We start from the raw sequence: 18991 nt of genomic DNA on the forward strand, positions 1-18991 counted from the left end.
GCAGCGGTAGTTCAGTTGGTTAGAATACCGGCCTGTCACGCCGGGGGTCGCGGGTTCGAGCCCCGTCCGCTGCGCCATTCTCTTGATTCCCTTGTCTAGAGAATGTAAAGTATAAAGATACATTCGTTATCTTTTCTTATTAAGGGCGCTTAGCTCAGTTGGTAGAGCGTCTGCCTTACAAGCAGAATGTCGGCGGTTCGATCCCGTCAGCGCCCACCATAATTTCTATCAGAAATTTAAAATCCCCTAAACTCATATTAATCTATAAATATCCTATACTTACATGTAAATTTATTTACTATGTGGTTCAGTGTAGATACAACTTTTCTATTCTAAAATTAAAATCCTGAGATCTTTAATTTATTCTTTTTAGTGATCGCTATTTTTTAGTTTTTAACATTAGTGTTTCTTCATGCTTTTGATAGGATTCCTCATTCTCATTAAATTGCGTTACTTGTGCTAAAAGATAAGAATCTAGCCTGTAATTTACTAGTTTTAGCTAATATCAGCTTTGTATCTGTACCGATCACCAATATTTTTACAAATAAAAAAACTGCTATTTTTTAAATAGCAGTTTTTTTATTAAATTATTTTTAATATTCGTTTAAAAGCCATCCACTTGCATATGCGAAATATTCACGTAACCATGCATTGTAGCGAGTAGCTAATGGTGTCTCGGCCGCTACCCCATAAACTTGGGTATAGCCCTGTTTTTTTGCAATTGCTACTGCTCGAGGAATATGAAAATCACTTGTCACAATAGCGATTGGCTGGTCTAAGGTAAAGTGGTGCTGTTCTAATAAGGGTTTACTATTTTTTAAGTTAAGCTCTGTGCTGGTGCTTTTATCTTCAAGGATCATTTGATCTCTTGCGATATGATACTTTTGTTCAAGATAACGAGACATAACCAATGCTTCGCTTTCTTTTTCTGAAAAATCAAGACCACCTGTTAAAACAATCTGTGCCTGCTGCTGTTTTAGGGCTAAAGGGGCAGCTGTATCTAAACGTTTTGCAAGAATTTCGGATGGCTGACCATTCTCGACACCGCTTCCTAAGACAATAATTGCTTTTACTGGAGGGGTACTATTTGAAGTATCTTTATTTTCTTTAATAAAGCTAAAAAAATAGCCTAAGCTAATTAACCATATCCAGAAGCATAACCATCCAAAACGCCAAAGTGTGTGTAAGCGATAGTGATAGAAGAAAAAGCGTTCTAAATGATAATAAAATAAGGAATATAGGCAGAAGAAAGCACCTAAAATTAAAGGAATAACGGTGCCTACATTAATTTTATTGAGACAAATTAGAACTAATCCATCTAGAAATAAAATTGAACCAATGATTGCTAGGAAAATACGGATCCACTTACTGACTTGCATTGTGCTTAGAGTTGCAATTTAAATTGCAGACAGTGTATGCAAAATCATTCTGAATGCAATAAAAAACCGAGTAAAGCATTTAAGCTATTACTCGGTTTTTTGTTTTTATTGATCTTTAATAAACATCACGGCGGTAACGGCCTTGTTGTCTTAAATCATCTACCTGTTCTTCACCTAGAATTTCGATAAGTGCTTGATCAACTCCGCTTGCCATACCATCAATACTACCGCATACATACAGAACAGCACCGCGTTCTATCCAGCGTACTAATTCTGCTGCATTTTGACGGATTACATCCTGAACATACATGCGTTGTTCTTGATCTCTCGAAAATGCTAAATCGAGGCGCTTTAACATTCCTGTGGTTTTCCATGCTTCAATAGTTGATTCATAGAAGAAATCACATGCTCTTTGACGTTCACCAAAGATTAACCAGTTTTCAGTGTAATCATGACGTGTACGGGTGTGTAATAGGCTCATTAAGCCAGCAATGCCAGTTCCGTTACCAATACAAATAATAGGGCGATTATCATCAATAAGATGGAATGATTCATTGGTACGAATACGCAAAGCAATTTCATTATTAACTTGTGTATGTTGAGTCAGCCAACCCGAACCTAAACCTAATTTGCCAGACGCATCATATTGTTGGCGTACAACCAAACGAAGGACTTGCTGAGACGGAATGCTCGCAATCGAATACTCTCGCGTTGGTAGAGTAGGCAGCTGCTCTAATAAATGATCCAGATTGGCAAATGGTTCAATTTCACCAGTTAAATCTTTATTCCAAAGCGCTTTTTCGATTGAAATCTGTAATGAATCAACTTTTGAATTTTTAAGAATATGATGCTTTTGCAAAAAAGCATGGATACGTTCAGCACTATTGCCTGGCTGTATTTCCGCAATATCACCCGCTTGCCATATCGCTTCATGATTTGCTTTAAGTTCAATATTATAAGCAGACTGACCTAAGCTATTTGGATTGAGTAAGTCACGTTGCTGTAATGTCCAACTATCAAATACTTTTTCCAGATTTACAGCATGCAAATCTAATTTAGTTGCCTTCGCGAGAGATTGATTCCAATTTTGAATATCCGAGGGGTTTGCATTATCAACTTCAATTGTATTGAAGAGAGCATGGGCCCCATTTGCTTTAAGCCAAGCATCTACTGCATGGCCAAAACTACAATAAGTGTCTGGATATTCTTTAGAGCCTAGAGCTAGAACAGCATAGTTGATGTGCTTAAGGTCCACATTCAATTTTAAAAGTTTCTTAGCAAAGCTTGTAGCGAGATCAGGAGCATCACCAGTACCATAAGTACTAATTACAAATAAAACCTGTTGATGTTGTTCTAAATCAGTTTGTGTTAGCTGCTGTATAGGTTTTACCTGAACAGGTTGATGAGCCTCTTGTAAACTTGTTGCCGTACTCCAAGCGAGTTGTTCAGCTACGCCGGTTTGAGTTGCATAAGTAATAAGCCAAGGCTTTGCATTTGGATCAATGTATTGTCCTGCTAAAGACTGACGAGCTGCCTGTGTTAATTTTTTCTGTTTACGACGTTTAAGGTAAAGCATCCACCCAGTAACCAAGAACAAAGGCATTGCTAGAGAAGCAAGCATCGCAACGAATTGATAAATTGGTCCAAAGAAGCTACCACGGTGTACTGGTAACATGCTGCTCATAATCTTTTGATTAAGCTTTTTGTCTTCGTAAAGCTCCATCTTTTCGATGTTGCCAGTTTGATAATTATAGATGGCTTGATTGCGTGCACGTTCGTGTTGTGGGATAGCATCGACAAAGGTTAACTCAATTTTCCCATCATCTTTTTTCGGTAAGCTTAATGTTAGTGTCGAATAATCACGTCCGATTTGACTATTGAAGCCGCTCCATGTTTGATTAAGTGCTGTAATGAGCTGTGTATTATCTAATTGAGGCTCTGATTTTTTATCATTATTACGGCCAGATTGTTTGCCTTGCTGCATTCCTCGATTTTGATTTTGAGGAGTGGCACCATGATCTTGTCGTTTAGGCTGTTCAACTCCCATCACTTTGAACATGCCACTACGCCACCAATCATAAGACCAATATAGGCCTGTACATGCGAAAAGAAGGTAAAAAACAATGACCCATGTACCAACAACAGCATGTAGATCCCAAATAAAATTTCGGTCTTTGAGTTTTGGTTTTACGGCAAGCCATTGACGAGCAGAATGCTTCTTAGGCCAGCGTAAATACAAACCGCTAAGTACAAAGTAAATTAACATGAGTGCGCAGGCACCCGTAATTTGTTTACCAACTTCACCGGCTGTTAAATTACGATGAATTTGTTGTATGAGTAACAATAACTTTCGACCTTTAACATCTGGAAGAACCTCAGCGTTATAGGGGTTAACCATCATATTGTAGCCACGACGTTCACCTTCTTTTTCAATGTTTACCACAGAAGAAGAGGTGGGGTCCTTAGCAATCGTAATGCTATTAATTTTGATTTCAGGCTGAGTTGTATTGAAATGCTGATAAAGCTGAGCAGGAGTTAGTTTAGGAGTGTTTTCAGCTTGAACAACATAACTATCAGAATTCACCCATTTTAAAATTTGTTGATCATAAGAATAAATTGCACCTGTAACACCCATAATGGATAAGATGAGGCCAGCAGTAATTCCCAGAAACCAATGAATTTGAAATAAAATCTTTTTAAACATGGTCGAAAATGTAAATATGATGGAGATCTTGTAACGAAGTATAGCCGAAGATTGGGGAGATAATATGGATTTTGGAGATAATATTAATTTTCATTATCATTTATTTTTAGCTTAATAAAAAACCTCCGTGAGGAGGCTTTTTATAAAATCTAGAATTACAAGGTTTTTGGTTCGCCTACAGATTCTTTTAAGTGTGTGCGAATTGTGTTGAACGAGAAGTTTTTCGAATCCATGCGCTTAGGTAGAATATAAGCACCTTGTTGTTCTTGGCCTTTTGGATCTTTTACTTTGAAATTGACCAAAATAAAATCAGGTGTATTGTACCATTCGTAGATATTTTTCCACCCAATAGTACCTACGCCTTCTTGTAAGCCCATTTGTTGACGCATCACAATACCATGAGGTTGCACACCTAAACGAATACCTTTGATTTCCTGTACCGGAAATTCATTCATCTTGCGTTTAACGTACCATTCTAATCCGTATTTACGTCCTACGTAGTAAAGGACTACGCAGACAATAGCAACCCAGCAAAAAATAGTAGAGTAGTTCTTGATAAAAACAAGGCCTAAAATAGCTAGGGCTAAAACCACACCCATAATTACCCAGATTTTTGTGCTGATTTTATTGGTACTGCGCCAGATAAGAAGCTGTGCATGACGTTGTTCAGCTTCTGACACGTCATAGGGAACAGGCTGAAGAGTATAAGCGTATAAAGTTTTCGCGGTCATAGTGCAAATAACAAATTGTAAACTGTTTTAAGTTTAGCATTAATTGGCATAAGTCAGGAAAGGATATTATGCCAATTTCATGCTAATTTCCGACTCAGATTTATAACGATGCAAGCTCACTGGCATCGTTATCAAGATCATGACTTAGGCGTTGTTTTAGCATACTGAAACGGTTTAATACACTAAGCATGAGTGATAGCTGTTGTAAGATAATGAGTGATTTTTGGTCCTCTTCATTATTTTGACTCAAACGTTGACGTATCGTTTGGAGCATATTTTGTGCTGTAAGACCAGGCATCTCATCTCTCAATAACGCACCTTGAATGTCGTCCAGCGCTTGGTCTAAAAGTTTAAGAACAGCTTGGTCTTGAATGCTTTCTCGATGTGCCCCTAGTGCTGCGATATAACTTAAAAAAGTATGGTTTAAACACAGAAATTCAAAAATATCTGATTTACGGGTTGGGTCAAAGTCAGGCTCTGTCGCTAAAGTTGAAATAAGCGAAGCAACCTCGGCATCAGTATTATGTGCAGCTCGTCTTACAATACGGTAATTCAACGCATGATTGCGGCCTTCATGATATTGTTTAACAACTTCAGCTAAATAATTGCATTGAGCTTGTAATGAACGTCTGATGTTGCGAGGTAAGCGTCGGAATTTCCAGTCAGGCCAAATAAATGTCACACCAAACCAAGCTAGAGCACATCCAATTAAAGTATCTACAAATCGCGGAATAGCAGCAGCCATTGCTGAACCGTCTAGATTAAAGTTAATTAATGCAAGAATAGTGATAAATGCGGTTGCTTGAGCATATTGCTTACTGCGTAACTCAAAAAACAGTACTCCGCTCAGGATTAGCATTAATAGTTGTCCTTCGACGGAAGGCACGAGAAATACAATGGTAAGACCAACAATAATTCCGACTAATGTTCCGACAATTCGTAAGCGTAAGCGACGTTTGGTTGCGTTGAAGTTAGGCTGGCTTACAAATAGCGCTGTAAGCATAATCCAATAGCCGTACTCAATATTGGTCATTTGAATCAACACATATCCAATAAAAAGAACAATCGAGACGCGAATTGCATGGCGGAAGAGTACAGATTCGGGAGTTAGATTTTGCTTTATTCGGATGACAATATCATTCCATCCTTGTAAATCATCATCTTTAAGCTGGTTCTCTGCTTGTTTAACTTTATCAGACTGAATGTGTTGTTCCGTTTCTAAGTTAAGTAACTGAGAGTCGATAGATTTTAAATTTTGGTATAAAGCGAAAAGAGCATTTACCCATAAAAGATCATAATGCTGATCACGTCTTAGCTTCTCTAAAGATAGTCTTAAGTTCTCAAAACTCTGCTTGAAACGTTTGTTATGTTTATAGGGTTTACGTTGTAAAATACATTCATTTAACTCTTGGCAAGCTTTACCTTGAACTGCCAAAATTCGTTGAAATCTAAATAAAATATCGCTGTGCTGAAAAATTTTGGCTAACTTTTGATAGTCGATATGGGCTGAGTCAGCACGCTCATGAATGTCTTGAGCGACAAAATAATAATGTAAGCTTCGACGTGTATCTTTTTGTCCACGGTCACCTTTTAAACGAGTCAATAAAGCTGTTTTTAAGTCATTAAAAATCGTAATTAATTTGCCATTTTCTAATGACAACTCAATCATGCTTTGCTGATAGCTAGCAGGAGTCATATCTACATCAAACAAATTTGATTTTGCAAAAAGAAAATCACCTAAAGATGCATAAGACGCAGCCAGTTTGTCTTGTAGTTGTCGAACTGGAAATAATAAAAAGCTAATAGTAGCAATGAGGCCATACCATGCAGCACCTGCAACTAAAAGGGCAGGTTGGATATACCAATGATCAAAAAGGTGAACACCTAGCATGGTATAGACTGAAACGACTAAACAGCCATAAGAGATGGTTGCGTAACGACGTCCTAATGAACCAAGTAAAATCCAGCCAATACATGATGCAATTAACCCTAAAGCAAAAGCCATGGGGTAGGGGAAAAGTAGTTGTACGGAAGCAGCGGTAACGAAGAACCCAATATAAGTATAAATCAGGTTCATGATTCGCACGGAAAAGCGATCATCAATATCACTTAAACCTGCTGCGACTACACCTAAAGTGAGTGGAATGGTTGCTAATTGATAGCCTAAAAAATAAGGCACGAAAGCAGTTCCTGAAAAGGCTATCAGCATTCGTACGTTATACATAAATGTTGTGTTATAAGTCGCTCTTTTTAGGCGTTTAAACCAAGATTTCAAAGGAAGTCCTTGCTGATCAACCTGAGTGATAAAGGATTTGTGTATTTCTACACCAATGTTGCACAAATCATACGATAGACAGTGTAAGCTTGTCTGTATGCAAATGATTGAAAAATGAAATATCGTTATGTCTGAACAAACAGCCCAGCGTCAATACTCTATTGGCTGGATTATGCTGCTCGCTTTGCTTACGGCTTTAGGGCCATTATCCATCGATATGTACTTACCTGCTTTGCCACAAATGGCTCATGATTTTGGGGTAAGTACGCAAATGGTGGCAAATACATTACCAGCGTACTTTTTTGGTTTAGCTGTTGGGCAGTTGGTTTATGGTCCTCTAAGCGACCGTATTGGTAGAAAAAAACCACTTTACTTTGGCCTCGCACTTTACGCAGTCGCAAGCTTATTTTGCGTATTGGCGACAAATGAATGGGGCTTGATTGCTGCTCGTATTTTGCAGGCTTTAGGCGGTTGTGTTGGCGTGGTCATGGCTCGTGCAGCAATACGCGATAAATTAGACGTTCAAGGCTCGGCACAAGCTTTTTCAAGCATGATGATTGTAATGGGACTTGCACCAATTTTGGCACCTATGATTGGAGCATGGATTTTAATCTGGTTTCCTTGGCAAGCTATTTTTATTGCCCTTTCAATTGTTGGCGTTATATGTTGGTTGTGTGTACATTTCTTCTTTAAAGAGACCTTAGCAACTGATAAAAGGCTTAAGCTTTCACCATATCAAGTAGTGACCCTCTATGGGGCTATTTTCAAAGATACGAGCTTCCGTTTACCTATGTTTGCAGGGTGTTTAACAGGAGCAGCGCTATTTTGTTATATCAGCTCGGCACCAGCAGTTTTCATGGATCAGTACGGACTAAATCAACAAGAGTTTGCTTATGTATTTGGACTAAATGCTTTTGGCATTATGTTGATGTCATCTTTAAATAAGCACTTAACAACACGTGTTGAAATCACTAAACGTTTAAGAGCTGGTTCAATGGTACAAGTAACAGGAGCAAGCATTGTACTGATTGCTGGTTTAATCCCAGCAGCGCCTTTATGGCTTGTTATGTTAGGGCTATTTTTAGCGATTTCAGGGATTGGTTTAACAGGACCAAATGCAATGGCGTTGGCAATGTCCAAACAAGGCGCTCGCGCAGGGACAGCGAGTGCAATCATGGGAAGTATGCAGTTCGCTTGTGGCCTGTTAGGTGGCGTGCTTCTTAACTTCCTGATTTGGTCTGCGTCGCTCAATATGGGCGTGATGATGGTGTTATTTACACTAAGCGGTTTTATTGTCGTATTAAAAGCGACGAAACAGGTAGCAATAAAGCCATTCTCATAGTTTTAAGAGAATGGCCACTTATATATTATTTGTCTAGAAAAACTGCGAAATTTTCTACTGGTTCTCTAGGGGTAATAAAGGTATTTACAATGTGGTTGGGATCAGCATGACCTAACGCAATTGCACATACGAGCTCTTCTTCATCTGATGCACCCAAGATATCTAAAACCACAGGGTGAAAATGGTTCCAAGCTGCTTGTGGGCATGTATCTAAACCACGTGCCTTAGCAGCGACCATCACGTTCTGGATCATCATTGCGATATCCATTTTAGACCCGATTCCCATTGTTTTATTTACAGTAAAGAAAAGGCCGACTGGAGCATCGAACAGTTTGAAATTACGTAACTGCTGTTCCGCCATTTTTTCTTTTTCGCCTTTTTTGATTTCGAGTAGACCATAGAGTCCCCAACCATTTTCACGGCGGCGATCAATAAATGGCGATATCCATTTTTCAGGATAATAGGCAAAGGTTTCTTTATATTTTTCTGCAAGCTCTGGGTTTTTTGAAACTTCAATTTGTGCTGCACAAACACGCTCTACCATTTCATCACGCTTATTGCCTGTTACCACATAGACTTTCCATGGTTGAGTATTTGTTCCAGAAGGTGCTCGACTTGCGACTTGTAATATATCTTTAATGACTTCTGGCTCAATTGGGGTATTTAAAAAAGCGCGGACAGAATGTCGAGAAGTGATAGCTTCATCAACGAGACGAACTTGTTCCAGATTCATGCGTACTCCTATATCTTTTCTTAAATACTTAATACCTTTTTTGAAGCTTAATTTCATGTTTTGAAAGTACTTCATTTATAAGCAAAAAATATTAGAAAAGGGATATCCTTAAAGATATGATGATGTGTTTAGTTTGGACATGATGTCTAATTAACTCTAATGTGAATATGCCACTTTAGATCTAAATAGACAAAAAAATATGATGTTTTTGACTATAAAAATAAATCTATAGCATCAGTTGGATTAAAAATTACTCAATTGAAAAAAAGGTATAATATGTTTAAAAACAGTACAAAACAGATGATTTTGGATAAAAAACAATCTGAAATAACATAAAATTTTAATGAAAAACATACACAAAATTTTAAATTTCTGCATAATACCGACTTTTTTACGCAGGTATGATTTCTCCATACTCATGTTAGGAAAGAAATGGCTGCATACAAAATCCCTTTACAAAAAGGATTTGGATGTAGAAATGGAGAAATACACGAGGAATAAGGAGCTTTACATGAGTTTACCGCTCATCAACAAGCAGTTCATGAAACAAGGATTGGCGATTACCATTGCAACCATGAAAATGAACGTAACTCACGCAACTACTGAGCCACAAGAAATACAACAGCTTGGTACAGATCTAAATGCACTCTTCTCCAATCAGAGGGAAAAGAGCGCAGATAGCCGCGTTATGGCGATGGCTCGTTACAGTCTTTGAAATTCATATCCATTTTAGACATTCGCTCTCAAGTATATGTAAATATGCTTATTGGCTTAAATCCAGATTTTTATAACTCGATTAATTGATGGGAATCATTAAGCGAGCTGATTTAGCGGTGGTCATTTGTTAGTTTCCAAGTTTGTAGCCGAGTCGATGCATTCTGTTCACCTAAATGGGAATATGTTCAGTGGTGCGATGAATTCATTTTATCTGAAGGGTGCTTTCTCTCATGCGACCTTCAAAGGCTTAGTGCTGGGCATTATGTTGCTTAAACTTGTGACGTTAATTGCTATTCAAGTGACATTAAAAGTTTTTCCTTAAATGTACTGAAGAAGTCCCTATTTTGAGGGGCTTTTTTGTTTATTGCAGTATTTTGGCTTGTGCTATTAGCACATTAGCAAGAACGTAAGCGGACCGAGTATGAATGAACAACTCAATGCCACACTGATGTCGTGGGTACAATTTTTTAATGATCCTTTATGGGATTTTCTGGTTATTTTCTTGCTGGCTGTCGGTATTTTTTATACGGTCTTAACAGGGGCAGTGCAGATTCGCATGTTCTTGCAAAGTATCCGTGTCATGAAAAGCAGCCGTACAGAAGGCGAAGATGAGCATGGACTTACACCTTTCCAAGCGTTTGTAACGGGTCTTGCGAGCCGTGTTGGGGTGGGTAACATTGCAGGTGTGGCAATTGCGATCGCAATTGGTGGTCCTGGTGCTGTGTTCTGGATGTGGGTAACTGCTGTACTTGGTATGAGTTCTGCTTTTATTGAGTCTACACTTGCTCAGCTTTTTAAAGTTAGAGATAGCAAGTCTAAACAGTTCCGCGGTGGACCAGCTTACTACATTACCCAAGGTTTACGCAGTAAAACCTTTGGTGTGGTTTTCGCACTAGCACTTATCTTTACGTATGGTTTCGTATTCAACTCAGTCCAAATTAATGCAATTGCTAATGCTTCTTCGCATGCTTGGGGTTGGGATAAAGCCAATCTTATTGCTCATTTAGGTGGGGTTGATCTTGAAATTTCATGGGTTGGCCTTGCGCTTGTCGTTATGGTTGCATTGGCAATTTTTGGTGGTATTAAGCGTATCGCTAAATTTGCGGAGATGTTTGTACCTTTAAAAGCGGGTCTTTATCTAGCCGTTGCTCTCTATATTGCAATTAGTAACTATGCAATTTTGCCTGATATTTTAAAGTTGATTGTGACTGAAGCTTTCCAATTCAATGCTGCGGCAGGTGGTTTCTTTGGTGCTGCTGTATCTATGGCAATGATGCAAGGTATTAAGCGTGGTTTGTTCTCAAACGAAGCAGGTATGGGTTCTGCACCAAACGCAGCTGCTGCATCTGATGTAAAACATCCTGTAAACCAAGGTTTAGTACAAATGCTTGGTGTATTCGTAGATACGTTCATTGTATGTACAAGTACCGCAATCATCATCTTAGTTTCTGGCGTTTACCAAGACGCAGGTTTTGTTGGTGTTGAATTAACACAACGTGCCTTAGAAACTCAAGTTGGGCATTGGGGATCTGATTTCCTAGCTGTTCTATTATTCTTATTCTGTTATTCAGCTGTACTAGGTAACTATGCCTATGCAGAAGGTAATGTACAGTTTATTAATAACAACCCGAAAGTCATGTTCATCTTCCGTATTTTCGTATTGGTGATGGTGTACTTCGGTGCAATCGGTAGTGTTCCACTCGTTTGGTCTATGGCTGACTTATTTATGGGTATTATGGCAACCATTAACTTGATTGCGATCTTACTGTTAACGCCAATGGCACGTACTTTGTTAAAAGATTACCGTGAGCAATTGAAACGAGGCATCAAAGAGCCTGAGTTTAAAATTGACAAGTATCCGGAATTGAAGAAAAAAGTTGATTCAGATATCTGGTAAGTTTCAAAAGGCCTCTTATACATAAGGGGCCTTTTTCATGTAGGTGATGAATAAAATACTTGAGTCTAAATTTTAAACATGACAAATTAAATAAATTCACTACAGCTTTTCACGAAAGTAGCAACTAAAATTGCAATCCGAACTTAAACCTCATAGTGCGAAGATGGGCCATGAAACAGCTTAAATTGTGGGTTCTCGGACTCTCTATGGTATTGGCAGGATGCCAGACCACCACACACTTGTCTGCTGCTCTAAAACCGCAAACGACAGAAGCTTATGCTCGTCCTGTCGATCAACCTTTTGCAAGAATTAAAAAAATGCAAAAACGTCCTGTTGTTGCGCTTGTATTGGGTAGCGGTGGGGCACGAGGTTATGCTCATATAGGGGTGATTGAAGTTTTAGAACAACATGGTATTCGCCCAGATTTTATTGTAGGTACGAGTGCGGGTAGTATTGTTGGGGCAATTTATGCGAGTGGTAAAACACCTGCTGAACTGCGTGATACTGCCTTAAAAATGAAAGCTGGCGATGTCCGTGATATTAGTATCGGTTTAAAAGGCTTTTTTGATGGCAAAAAAGTAGAGAATTACGTTAACCAGCAAGTAAATAATATGCCACTCGAAAAAATGAAGATTCCAATGTATGTGGTGGCAACTGAACTGAAGCATGGCACTAAGACCGTATTTAACTACGGCAATACTGGGCAAGCCGTGAGAGCCTCTGCTTCGATTCCGAGTATGTTTGTGCCGACTAAAATTGGTAAATCTGAATATGTTGATGGCGGCTTAGTGAGTCCTGTGCCAGTTGAAGTGGCTCGTGATTTAGGTGCTGATGTCATTATTGCAGTTGACATTCTAGCTCAACCTATTTACACAGAAACTTCGAATGTCTGGGGACTGTTTAATCAGAATATTAATATTATGCAAGGACGTTTGGCAGCAGAAGAATTGCAATATGCAGATGTTGTTATTCAGCCAGATTTAAGAGAAAAAGCACATATTTTTGATGTCAAAGGCCGTGAAGCTACTATGAAATCTGGTATAGATGCAGCTAATGCCAAGCTTTCTGATATTCAGTTTGCTATTGATGAAAAAATAGCTGAACACAATATGTCTACGGAAGGCTTGAGTGCTCAAAGCCAATAAATAAACGTTAATATTCTGAAAATTAAATAAAAAGCCCACAAAGGGCTTTTTTTATGGAAGTCTAAATCTTCAATTTTTGGAATAAAATTTTTTGTATATTAGAGACATGTTGGATATGCTGAAAACTCTAATGGTCAATATGAAATATTGTTGCCGTTTTTTAAAAATAATTGATTTGTAGTGTATTGAGGCTGACTGGATAAATGATACAGCAACAGGTTAAAAATGGCTTTCCAACATTAGATGATGTTCATGCTGCCGCAGAGCGTTTGGAAGGTTTAGTTGTAAAAACTCCCTTTGTTTTCTCAGAAACCATTTCTAAAACCTTAGGGGCTGAGATGTGGTTGAAATTTGAAAACTTACAATTTACAGCTTCATTTAAAGAGCGGGGGGCTCTAAATAAACTGTTGTGTTTATCTGAGCAAGAAAAGCAACATGGTGTTATTGCAGCTTCGGCAGGCAACCACGCCCAAGGTGTAGCCTACCACGCTCAGCGGACAGGTGTGACCGCGACCATTGTGATGCCCAAATCGACACCAAACGTTAAGGTACAACGAGTACGTGAGTATGGTGCACGCGTTATTTTGCATGGGCAGGACTTTTCGGAAGCTGCTGCTGAAATGCACCGTGTTGCACAAGAAGAATCTTTAACGATTATCCACCCATTTGATGATGCTGAAATTATTGCAGGTCAGGGAACCATTGCGCTTGAAATGCTTGCGGCTGTGCCTGATCTGGATATTTTGGTTGTGCCAATTGGTGGTGGTGGTTTAATTTCTGGTATTGCAATTGCTGCTAAAGCGATCAATCCAAAAATTAAAATTATTGGGGTGCAATCGGTTGTATACCCAAGTATGGCAAAACTACTGTGCAATTATCAGCACGCGGTTTCAATGGGCTCTACGGTTGCTGAGGGTATTGCGGTAAAAACTCCAGGTGAGCTTACGACCCAAGTTGCTAAAGAATATGTTGATGACATTGTTGTTGTCACTGAAGACATGATTGAAGAAGCGATTGCACTATTACTTAATATTGAAAAAACAGTATGTGAAGGAGCAGGAGCGACAGGTATTGCTGCAATTATGTCGCGTCCTGATCTGTTTTTAGGTCATAAATTGGGCGTGGTGCTGTCGGGTGGCAATATTGATACACGTGTTATGGTCTCTGTGTTGCAACGTCATTTAACTCGAACAGGCCGTATGGTGCGCATACGTGTTGAATTACCGGACAATCCAGGTGCCTTAGCTCGTTTAACAGCCATTATTGCTGAGCAGGGCGGTAATATTTATGAGCTGCGTCATGAACGCTTTGCGGCAACAAGCCGTGCCAAAGAAAGCGCTGTGAGCGTTGATGTCGAATTAAAAAGTGCCTCGGACCTAGATTTGCTTATTCAAGCAATGCAATTAGAAGGCTATATTGTTCGTAAGGAAGAGATTTAATCTCTGATATCACTGTGTTATAAAAGCCGTCTATGACTCTATCAAGAGTCATAGACAAGGTAATTTAAATGGATTAAATTGCCAAAAAAGGGATTAATTTACAAAAAAACGATCAAATCCTTCAATGGAATAGGAAAAACTGACAATTCTCTAAACTTTACCCTTCACAATTTTAAGGTTTAGGTTTTAGTATTCCTTTCATTGTAAATTTGAAGAAATATAGGGATATCCACGCTCAATGTTCAAATCATTTTTTCCATCACCAAGGTATTTCTTTATATCTGCGGTCATTTGGATCGCGCTCAATATGGTGCTCTGGTACTCAGGTGGAAACACATGGGGAACTTTTATCGGCTTTGCTAAGGGCTACCATGATGTTCAACCACCATTAGGTGTGAGCCGTTTTTGGTCTCCAACTTTCTTATGGTTTTATGTTTGGTTTTTAGTCTCTACTGCGCTTTTTGCTGGTTTCTGGAGGACTATATCGAATAACCCTTGGCAACGTTGGTCTGTGTGGGGCTCGGCGTTTATTTTATTTAATATTTGGTTTGGTGTTCAGGTTAGTGTAGCTGTTAATGCATGGTATGGGCCTTTTTATAATCTCATTCAAAGTATGTTAGATCACGGTGGTGGTGATATTAATAAACTTTATATGGGAACAGTTACATTTCTTTTAATTGCGATGGTCGGTGTTACTTTAGCTGTTATTAATGCCTTTTTTGCTAGTCATTATGTATTCCGCTGGCGTACAGCAATGAATGAATATTACACAGAGCATTGGGAAAAGCTTCGTCATATCGAGGGGGCTTCACAGCGTGTTCAAGAAGATACCATGCGTTTCGCCTCTGTTTTAGAAGATCTAGGAGTGAATTTTGTTAAGGCTATAATGGTTTTAATTGCCTTTTTGCCTATTCTTTTTGAACTTTCTAAACAAGTTAAAGTGCTACCTATTGTAGGTGAAATTGATCATTCATTGGTCTGGGCTGCAATTGTATGGGCTGTTTTTGGTACTGTTCTATTAATGGTTGTTGGTATTAAATTACCTGGTTTACAGTTTAATAATCAAAAAGTAGAAGCAGCCTATCGTAAAGAACTTGTCTATGGTGAGGATCATGAGGAACGTGCACAGCCAAAAACATTAAGAGAATTGTTCTCAAGTGTTAGGCTCAATTATTTCCGTTTATATCTGCATTACTCTTATTTTAATTTAGTTAGTATTTGGTATATCCAATTAGATATTTTATATAGTCTAGTTGTTTTATTCCCTTCTATTGCCGCAGGTAAAATGACATTGGGTTTAATTACGCAAATAGGTAATGTTTTTGATAAAGTCCGTGAATCATTCCAATATTTAATTAGCTCATGGAAAACGATTATTGAACTGCTTTCAATTTATAAGCGTTTAAGAATATTTGAGAAAATTTTAAATTAAAAAGTAATCATCGCTCTGTAAGATGCCTGGGTTCAAGCCAAGGCATCTTTAGAATATTAAGTATTTAGTAGAATAAAAGATTTGGTAAGTTTCTTCGTTTATAATTTTTATTTATATAAAAATATATTTTTGAAAATATTATATTTTCGCGGTATAAAACTTGCTTCTATATTGGTTTTAATTTTGCCATTCGCTTAATTAATAAAAAATAATCACTTTAAACCATTGTTTTAGATCATTAAATATTTAAATATGAGGTTAAGTCTTTGAAATCTATTTTGCTTAAAAGTGCTCTTACGACTGCACTTATGACTTCTGCTAATTTGGTACGTGCGGAATTAGTAACAAATTCTCAAATTAAAAAAATATCAGGTATAGATCAACAATATATTGATTCCTCTATTAATGAAAAGAACGACTTTTATTCACATGTAAATGGTATTTGGTTAAAAAAGACTGAAATCCCAGCTGATAAAGCAAGTTGGGGAGCTTTTAATCAGCTCCGTGAGTTATCAATTAGCCAAGTACATGGAATTGTAGAAGAGCTATCTGGTCAAAAGTGGGTGGATGGTAGTTTAGAGCAGAAAATAGCTACTCTATATGCTAGCTTTATGGATGAAAAAAGTATTGAAAAGCAAGGTGCTAGCCCTATAAAAAATGAGATAAATCAAGTTGATAAATTGAAAAATAAGAATCAAATTGCAATTTTAATGGCACATTTTGCTCGTATTAATGTCAATAGCCCAATCCGTTTAAGCATTGAACAGGATATGAAACAATCTACTGAAATGGTGGCTGGGTTGGAGCAAAGTGGTTTGGGTCTACCTGACCATGATTATTATTTGAAAGATGATAAAAAATTTATTGAAGCTCGTGCACAGTATTTAAAGTATATTGAAAAAACTTTAACACTTGCTGGAGACTCGCAAGCAGCACAACATGCTCAGGAAATTTTAAAACTTGAAACTCAATTAGCAAAAATACAATGGAGTAACGTACAAAACCGTGATCTTGCAAAACGCTACAATAAATACAAACTCGCAGAATTGTATAAATTGACCCCCAATTTTGATTGGCAAGGTTATCTAACTGCAACTGAATTAAAAGGAAAAATTGATACTATTCAGGTAAATCAGCCAGATTACTTTCAGGGCTTAAATACAATTATTCAAGATACACCCTTAGATGTATGGAAAGCTTATTTTAAATTGCATTTAATAAATAATTTTTCTCCATTACTAAATAGCGCTTTTGTAGATAATAAATTTAATTTTTATAACAAGACACTTCGAGATATTACTGAACAAGAAACACGTTGGAAGCGGGGTGTACAGCTTGTTGATAAGGTGTTGGGAGATGGTATCGGCAAACTTTATGTTGAAAAATACTTTCCTGCTGAGAAAAAACAACAGATGGAATTATTGGTTCAAAATCTGATTCGTGCTTATGATCAAAGCATTACAGAATTGGACTGGATGAGTCCTGCGACGAAAATACAAGCTCGTAAAAAGCTTTCTCACATGTCAATAAAGATCGGTTATCCAAAAAAGTGGCGTAATTATTCTGGTCTGCACATCGCTAAAAATGATTTAGTTGGAAATATAATTCGCGCAAGTGAGTTTAGATATCAATATGAACTTAATAAATTAGGTAAGCTGGTTGATCGTGATGAATGGTATATGAAACCACAAACGGTGAATGCCTATTACAATCCTTCATTGAATGAAATTGTATTTCCAGCAGCGATATTACAACCACCTTTTTTTAATATAAATGCAGATGATGCCGTGAACTATGGTGGTATAGGTGCTGTGATTGGCCATGAAATTAGTCATGGCTTTGATGATCAGGGTAGCCAGTTTGATGAATTGGGCAATATGAGAAACTGGTGGAATGCTGAAGATCACCAGCGTTTTAAAGCTAAAACACAAGCGTTGATTGAACAATATAACCGTTATGAACCGATTGCTGGTTATCACGTTAATGGTGAATTGACATTAGGTGAAAATATCGCAGATAACTCTGGGTTAGCAATTGCCTATAAGGCTTACCAAATTGCACTAGGCGGTAAGCCAGCTCCTGTAATTGATGGACAGACTGGGGAGCAACGTTTTTATATGGGGTGGGCTCAGGTTTGGCGTGCGAAAACCCGCGAAGCTCAAGCGATTATCTATTTAAAAACTGATCCTCACTCCCCTGATAAAGTGCGTGGCAATGGAGCTTTAATGAATCAAAAACCATTTTATGAGGCTTTTAAAATAAACGAAGATGATCAGATGTATTTACCACCAGAGAAGCGGATAACTATTTGGTGATTAAAAAACCCGCGAAAGCGGGTTTTTTTATAAGTATTGGATTAGTGCGTTGCATTATAAAAATTAAGGATAGGGCCAACTAAAGATTGTTGGGATTTATCTAAGGTGACTTGAATTTCTTTATAGTTAAAAGTGTCTTCATCATAATATTTGGCAATGCCATGGGTTTTATTGTTCACTTGTGGAATTTGATAACTAAAAAAAGCCACTTTTTTAGATGGGTGAACAATATGGATGAGTTTTTTAGGATCTTTAAATCCGCCAAATTCATTTTCCAGACTTTCTTTTAATAGCTCAGGAAAATAAAGCGTTGCATTGGGTAAGCCACATCCAACGCAAAATGAAGAGTCATAAAGCTTAATCGCTTGCTTTTGATCTGGACTCATTATTAGAGCAAAACCAGCTCCATTTGCCCCTGCATTTGCTTGAACATCTTGCCAGTTACGTGGAACAAGTATTAAACCTATTTCAGGTAATGCAAGAAGTTTTAATTGTTTGGCGTGTTGAGCATCGAGTTGAAAATTAAAACGGCAGCTTTTAGGCGTGCATTTTTCAAAATCTTTAAGTAAACCATCCTCCATTGGGTTCTGTGCAGTAACACCATAAAAAGGGACTACAACGCCGTTTAAAAATTTTGCCTCTCCAAGAGCATAGAATTGATTGTCTGCTTTGCGGGTTGCAGCAGAGCTATAAAATTTGGGGAAATGAGGAGTAAAGCTTTTTACTTCTGCATAAACAGTTGAATTTAGGCTGACTAATGTTGACCATAATAAAAAATTTAGTTTTTTCATTTTTAGAAAGTAATCAATTTAAATCTTATATAAATCTAACATATTCTTTTAAACTAGACGGTAACTCAAAATTTAACGCTGTTGTTAACTT

At 37.8% G+C, this 18991-nt stretch carries 14 protein-coding genes and 2 tRNA genes; 10 read left to right on the forward strand and 6 right to left on the reverse strand.

All coding sequences use genetic code 11. The annotated features are described in order from the left end of the window. Together KTJ10_RS14850 and KTJ10_RS14855 are read left to right on the forward strand one after the other, a co-directional pair. Positions 1–77, forward strand: a tRNA-Asp gene (locus KTJ10_RS14850). Between the two features lie 66 nt (positions 78–143). Continuing rightward, positions 144–219 (forward strand) — tRNA-Val (locus KTJ10_RS14855). Between the two features lie 374 nt (positions 220–593). On the opposite strand, the gene KTJ10_RS14860 is transcribed toward KTJ10_RS14855, so the two are convergent. The 4 genes from KTJ10_RS14860 to yccS form a co-directional block, all read right to left on the reverse strand. Next, the gene (locus tag KTJ10_RS14860) at positions 594–1379 is read right to left on the reverse strand and encodes a YdcF family protein (protein WP_262442340.1); all 786 of its coding nucleotides are present in this window, start codon (positions 1377–1379) and stop codon (positions 594–596) included. 115 nt (positions 1380–1494) lie between these two features. Then, positions 1495–4083: a sulfite reductase flavoprotein subunit alpha gene (locus tag KTJ10_RS14865; protein ID WP_262442341.1), complete on the reverse strand. Its 2589-nt coding sequence runs from the start codon at positions 4081–4083 to the stop codon at positions 1495–1497. Between the two features lie 155 nt (positions 4084–4238). Further along, positions 4239–4814, reverse strand: coding sequence for an SdpI family protein (locus tag KTJ10_RS14870; protein ID WP_086265167.1), 576 nt, complete (start codon positions 4812–4814; stop codon positions 4239–4241). Between the two features lie 100 nt (positions 4815–4914). Beyond that, a complete protein-coding gene (yccS, locus tag KTJ10_RS14875) occupies positions 4915–7089 on the reverse strand; it encodes a YccS family putative transporter (RefSeq protein ID WP_086265166.1) in 2175 nt (724 codons plus the stop codon). Between the two features lie 127 nt (positions 7090–7216). Here yccS and KTJ10_RS14880 point away from each other — a divergent pair, with 127 nt between their 5' ends. After that, a complete protein-coding gene (locus KTJ10_RS14880) occupies positions 7217–8431 on the forward strand; it encodes a multidrug effflux MFS transporter (protein ID WP_111856208.1) in 1215 nt (404 codons plus the stop codon). 25 nt (positions 8432–8456) lie between these two features. On the opposite strand, the gene KTJ10_RS14885 is transcribed toward KTJ10_RS14880, so the two are convergent. Beyond that, positions 8457–9164: a nitroreductase gene (locus KTJ10_RS14885; protein WP_262442342.1), complete on the reverse strand. Its 708-nt coding sequence runs from the start codon at positions 9162–9164 to the stop codon at positions 8457–8459. Between the two features lie 511 nt (positions 9165–9675). Between KTJ10_RS14885 and KTJ10_RS14890 the strand changes: the two genes are divergently transcribed. From KTJ10_RS14890 to KTJ10_RS14920, 7 genes are all read left to right on the forward strand, one after another. Then, the gene (locus KTJ10_RS14890; RefSeq protein WP_199977929.1) at positions 9676–9879 is read left to right on the forward strand and encodes a hypothetical protein; all 204 of its coding nucleotides are present in this window, start codon (positions 9676–9678) and stop codon (positions 9877–9879) included. Positions 9880–10062: 183 nt separating this feature from the next. Further along, a complete protein-coding gene (locus tag KTJ10_RS14895; RefSeq protein WP_014207545.1) occupies positions 10063–10203 on the forward strand; it encodes a hypothetical protein in 141 nt (46 codons plus the stop codon). A 99-nt stretch (positions 10204–10302) separates the two neighbouring features. Continuing rightward, complete coding sequence (locus tag KTJ10_RS14900; protein WP_005064394.1) at positions 10303–11778, forward strand: alanine/glycine:cation symporter family protein; 1476 nt, start codon at positions 10303–10305, stop codon at positions 11776–11778. A gap of 170 nt (positions 11779–11948) precedes the next feature. Next, positions 11949–12923 carry a patatin-like phospholipase family protein gene (locus tag KTJ10_RS14905; RefSeq protein WP_033850753.1) on the forward strand — a complete coding sequence of 325 codons (975 nt, stop codon included), beginning with the start codon at positions 11949–11951 and terminating at the stop codon, positions 12921–12923. A 203-nt stretch (positions 12924–13126) separates the two neighbouring features. Next, the gene (locus tag KTJ10_RS14910; protein WP_005064397.1) at positions 13127–14362 is read left to right on the forward strand and encodes a threonine ammonia-lyase; all 1236 of its coding nucleotides are present in this window, start codon (positions 13127–13129) and stop codon (positions 14360–14362) included. Positions 14363–14600: 238 nt separating this feature from the next. Then, positions 14601–15794: a peptide antibiotic transporter SbmA gene (gene sbmA, locus KTJ10_RS14915; RefSeq protein ID WP_262442343.1), complete on the forward strand. Its 1194-nt coding sequence runs from the start codon at positions 14601–14603 to the stop codon at positions 15792–15794. A 266-nt stretch (positions 15795–16060) separates the two neighbouring features. After that, positions 16061–18109, forward strand: coding sequence for a M13 family metallopeptidase (locus KTJ10_RS14920; protein ID WP_262442344.1), 2049 nt, complete (start codon positions 16061–16063; stop codon positions 18107–18109). A gap of 41 nt (positions 18110–18150) precedes the next feature. Here the strand turns inward: KTJ10_RS14920 and KTJ10_RS14925 are convergent, their stop codons facing one another. Next, a complete protein-coding gene (locus KTJ10_RS14925) occupies positions 18151–18900 on the reverse strand; it encodes a DUF4850 domain-containing protein (RefSeq protein WP_262442345.1) in 750 nt (249 codons plus the stop codon). Positions 18901–18991: the final 91 nt, after the last annotated feature.

The sequence above is a fragment of the Acinetobacter sp. WU_MDCI_Abxc222 genome (assembly GCF_025514755.1).
Lineage (GTDB): Bacteria > Pseudomonadota > Gammaproteobacteria > Pseudomonadales > Moraxellaceae > Acinetobacter > Acinetobacter geminorum.

Excerpts from the sequence above, each read along its gene's own strand:
- KTJ10_RS14860 (WP_262442340.1), bottom strand. The coding sequence starts at position 1,379 with ATGCAAGTCAGTAAGTGGATCCGTATTTTCCTAGCAATCATTGGTTCA.
- KTJ10_RS14865 (WP_262442341.1), bottom strand. The coding sequence starts at position 4,083 with ATGTTTAAAAAGATTTTATTTCAAATTCATTGGTTTCTGGGAATTACT.
- KTJ10_RS14870 (WP_086265167.1), bottom strand. The coding sequence starts at position 4,814 with ATGACCGCGAAAACTTTATACGCTTATACTCTTCAGCCTGTTCCCTAT.
- KTJ10_RS14880 (WP_111856208.1), top strand. The coding sequence starts at position 7,217 with ATGTCTGAACAAACAGCCCAGCGTCAATACTCTATTGGCTGGATTATG.
- KTJ10_RS14885 (WP_262442342.1), bottom strand. The coding sequence starts at position 9,164 with ATGAATCTGGAACAAGTTCGTCTCGTTGATGAAGCTATCACTTCTCGA.
- KTJ10_RS14890 (WP_199977929.1), top strand. The coding sequence starts at position 9,676 with ATGAGTTTACCGCTCATCAACAAGCAGTTCATGAAACAAGGATTGGCG.
- KTJ10_RS14895 (WP_014207545.1), top strand. The coding sequence starts at position 10,063 with ATGTTCAGTGGTGCGATGAATTCATTTTATCTGAAGGGTGCTTTCTCT.
- KTJ10_RS14900 (WP_005064394.1), top strand. The coding sequence starts at position 10,303 with ATGAATGAACAACTCAATGCCACACTGATGTCGTGGGTACAATTTTTT.
- KTJ10_RS14905 (WP_033850753.1), top strand. The coding sequence starts at position 11,949 with ATGAAACAGCTTAAATTGTGGGTTCTCGGACTCTCTATGGTATTGGCA.
- KTJ10_RS14910 (WP_005064397.1), top strand. The coding sequence starts at position 13,127 with ATGATACAGCAACAGGTTAAAAATGGCTTTCCAACATTAGATGATGTT.
- sbmA (WP_262442343.1), top strand. The coding sequence starts at position 14,601 with ATGTTCAAATCATTTTTTCCATCACCAAGGTATTTCTTTATATCTGCG.
- KTJ10_RS14925 (WP_262442345.1), bottom strand. The coding sequence starts at position 18,900 with ATGAAAAAACTAAATTTTTTATTATGGTCAACATTAGTCAGCCTAAAT.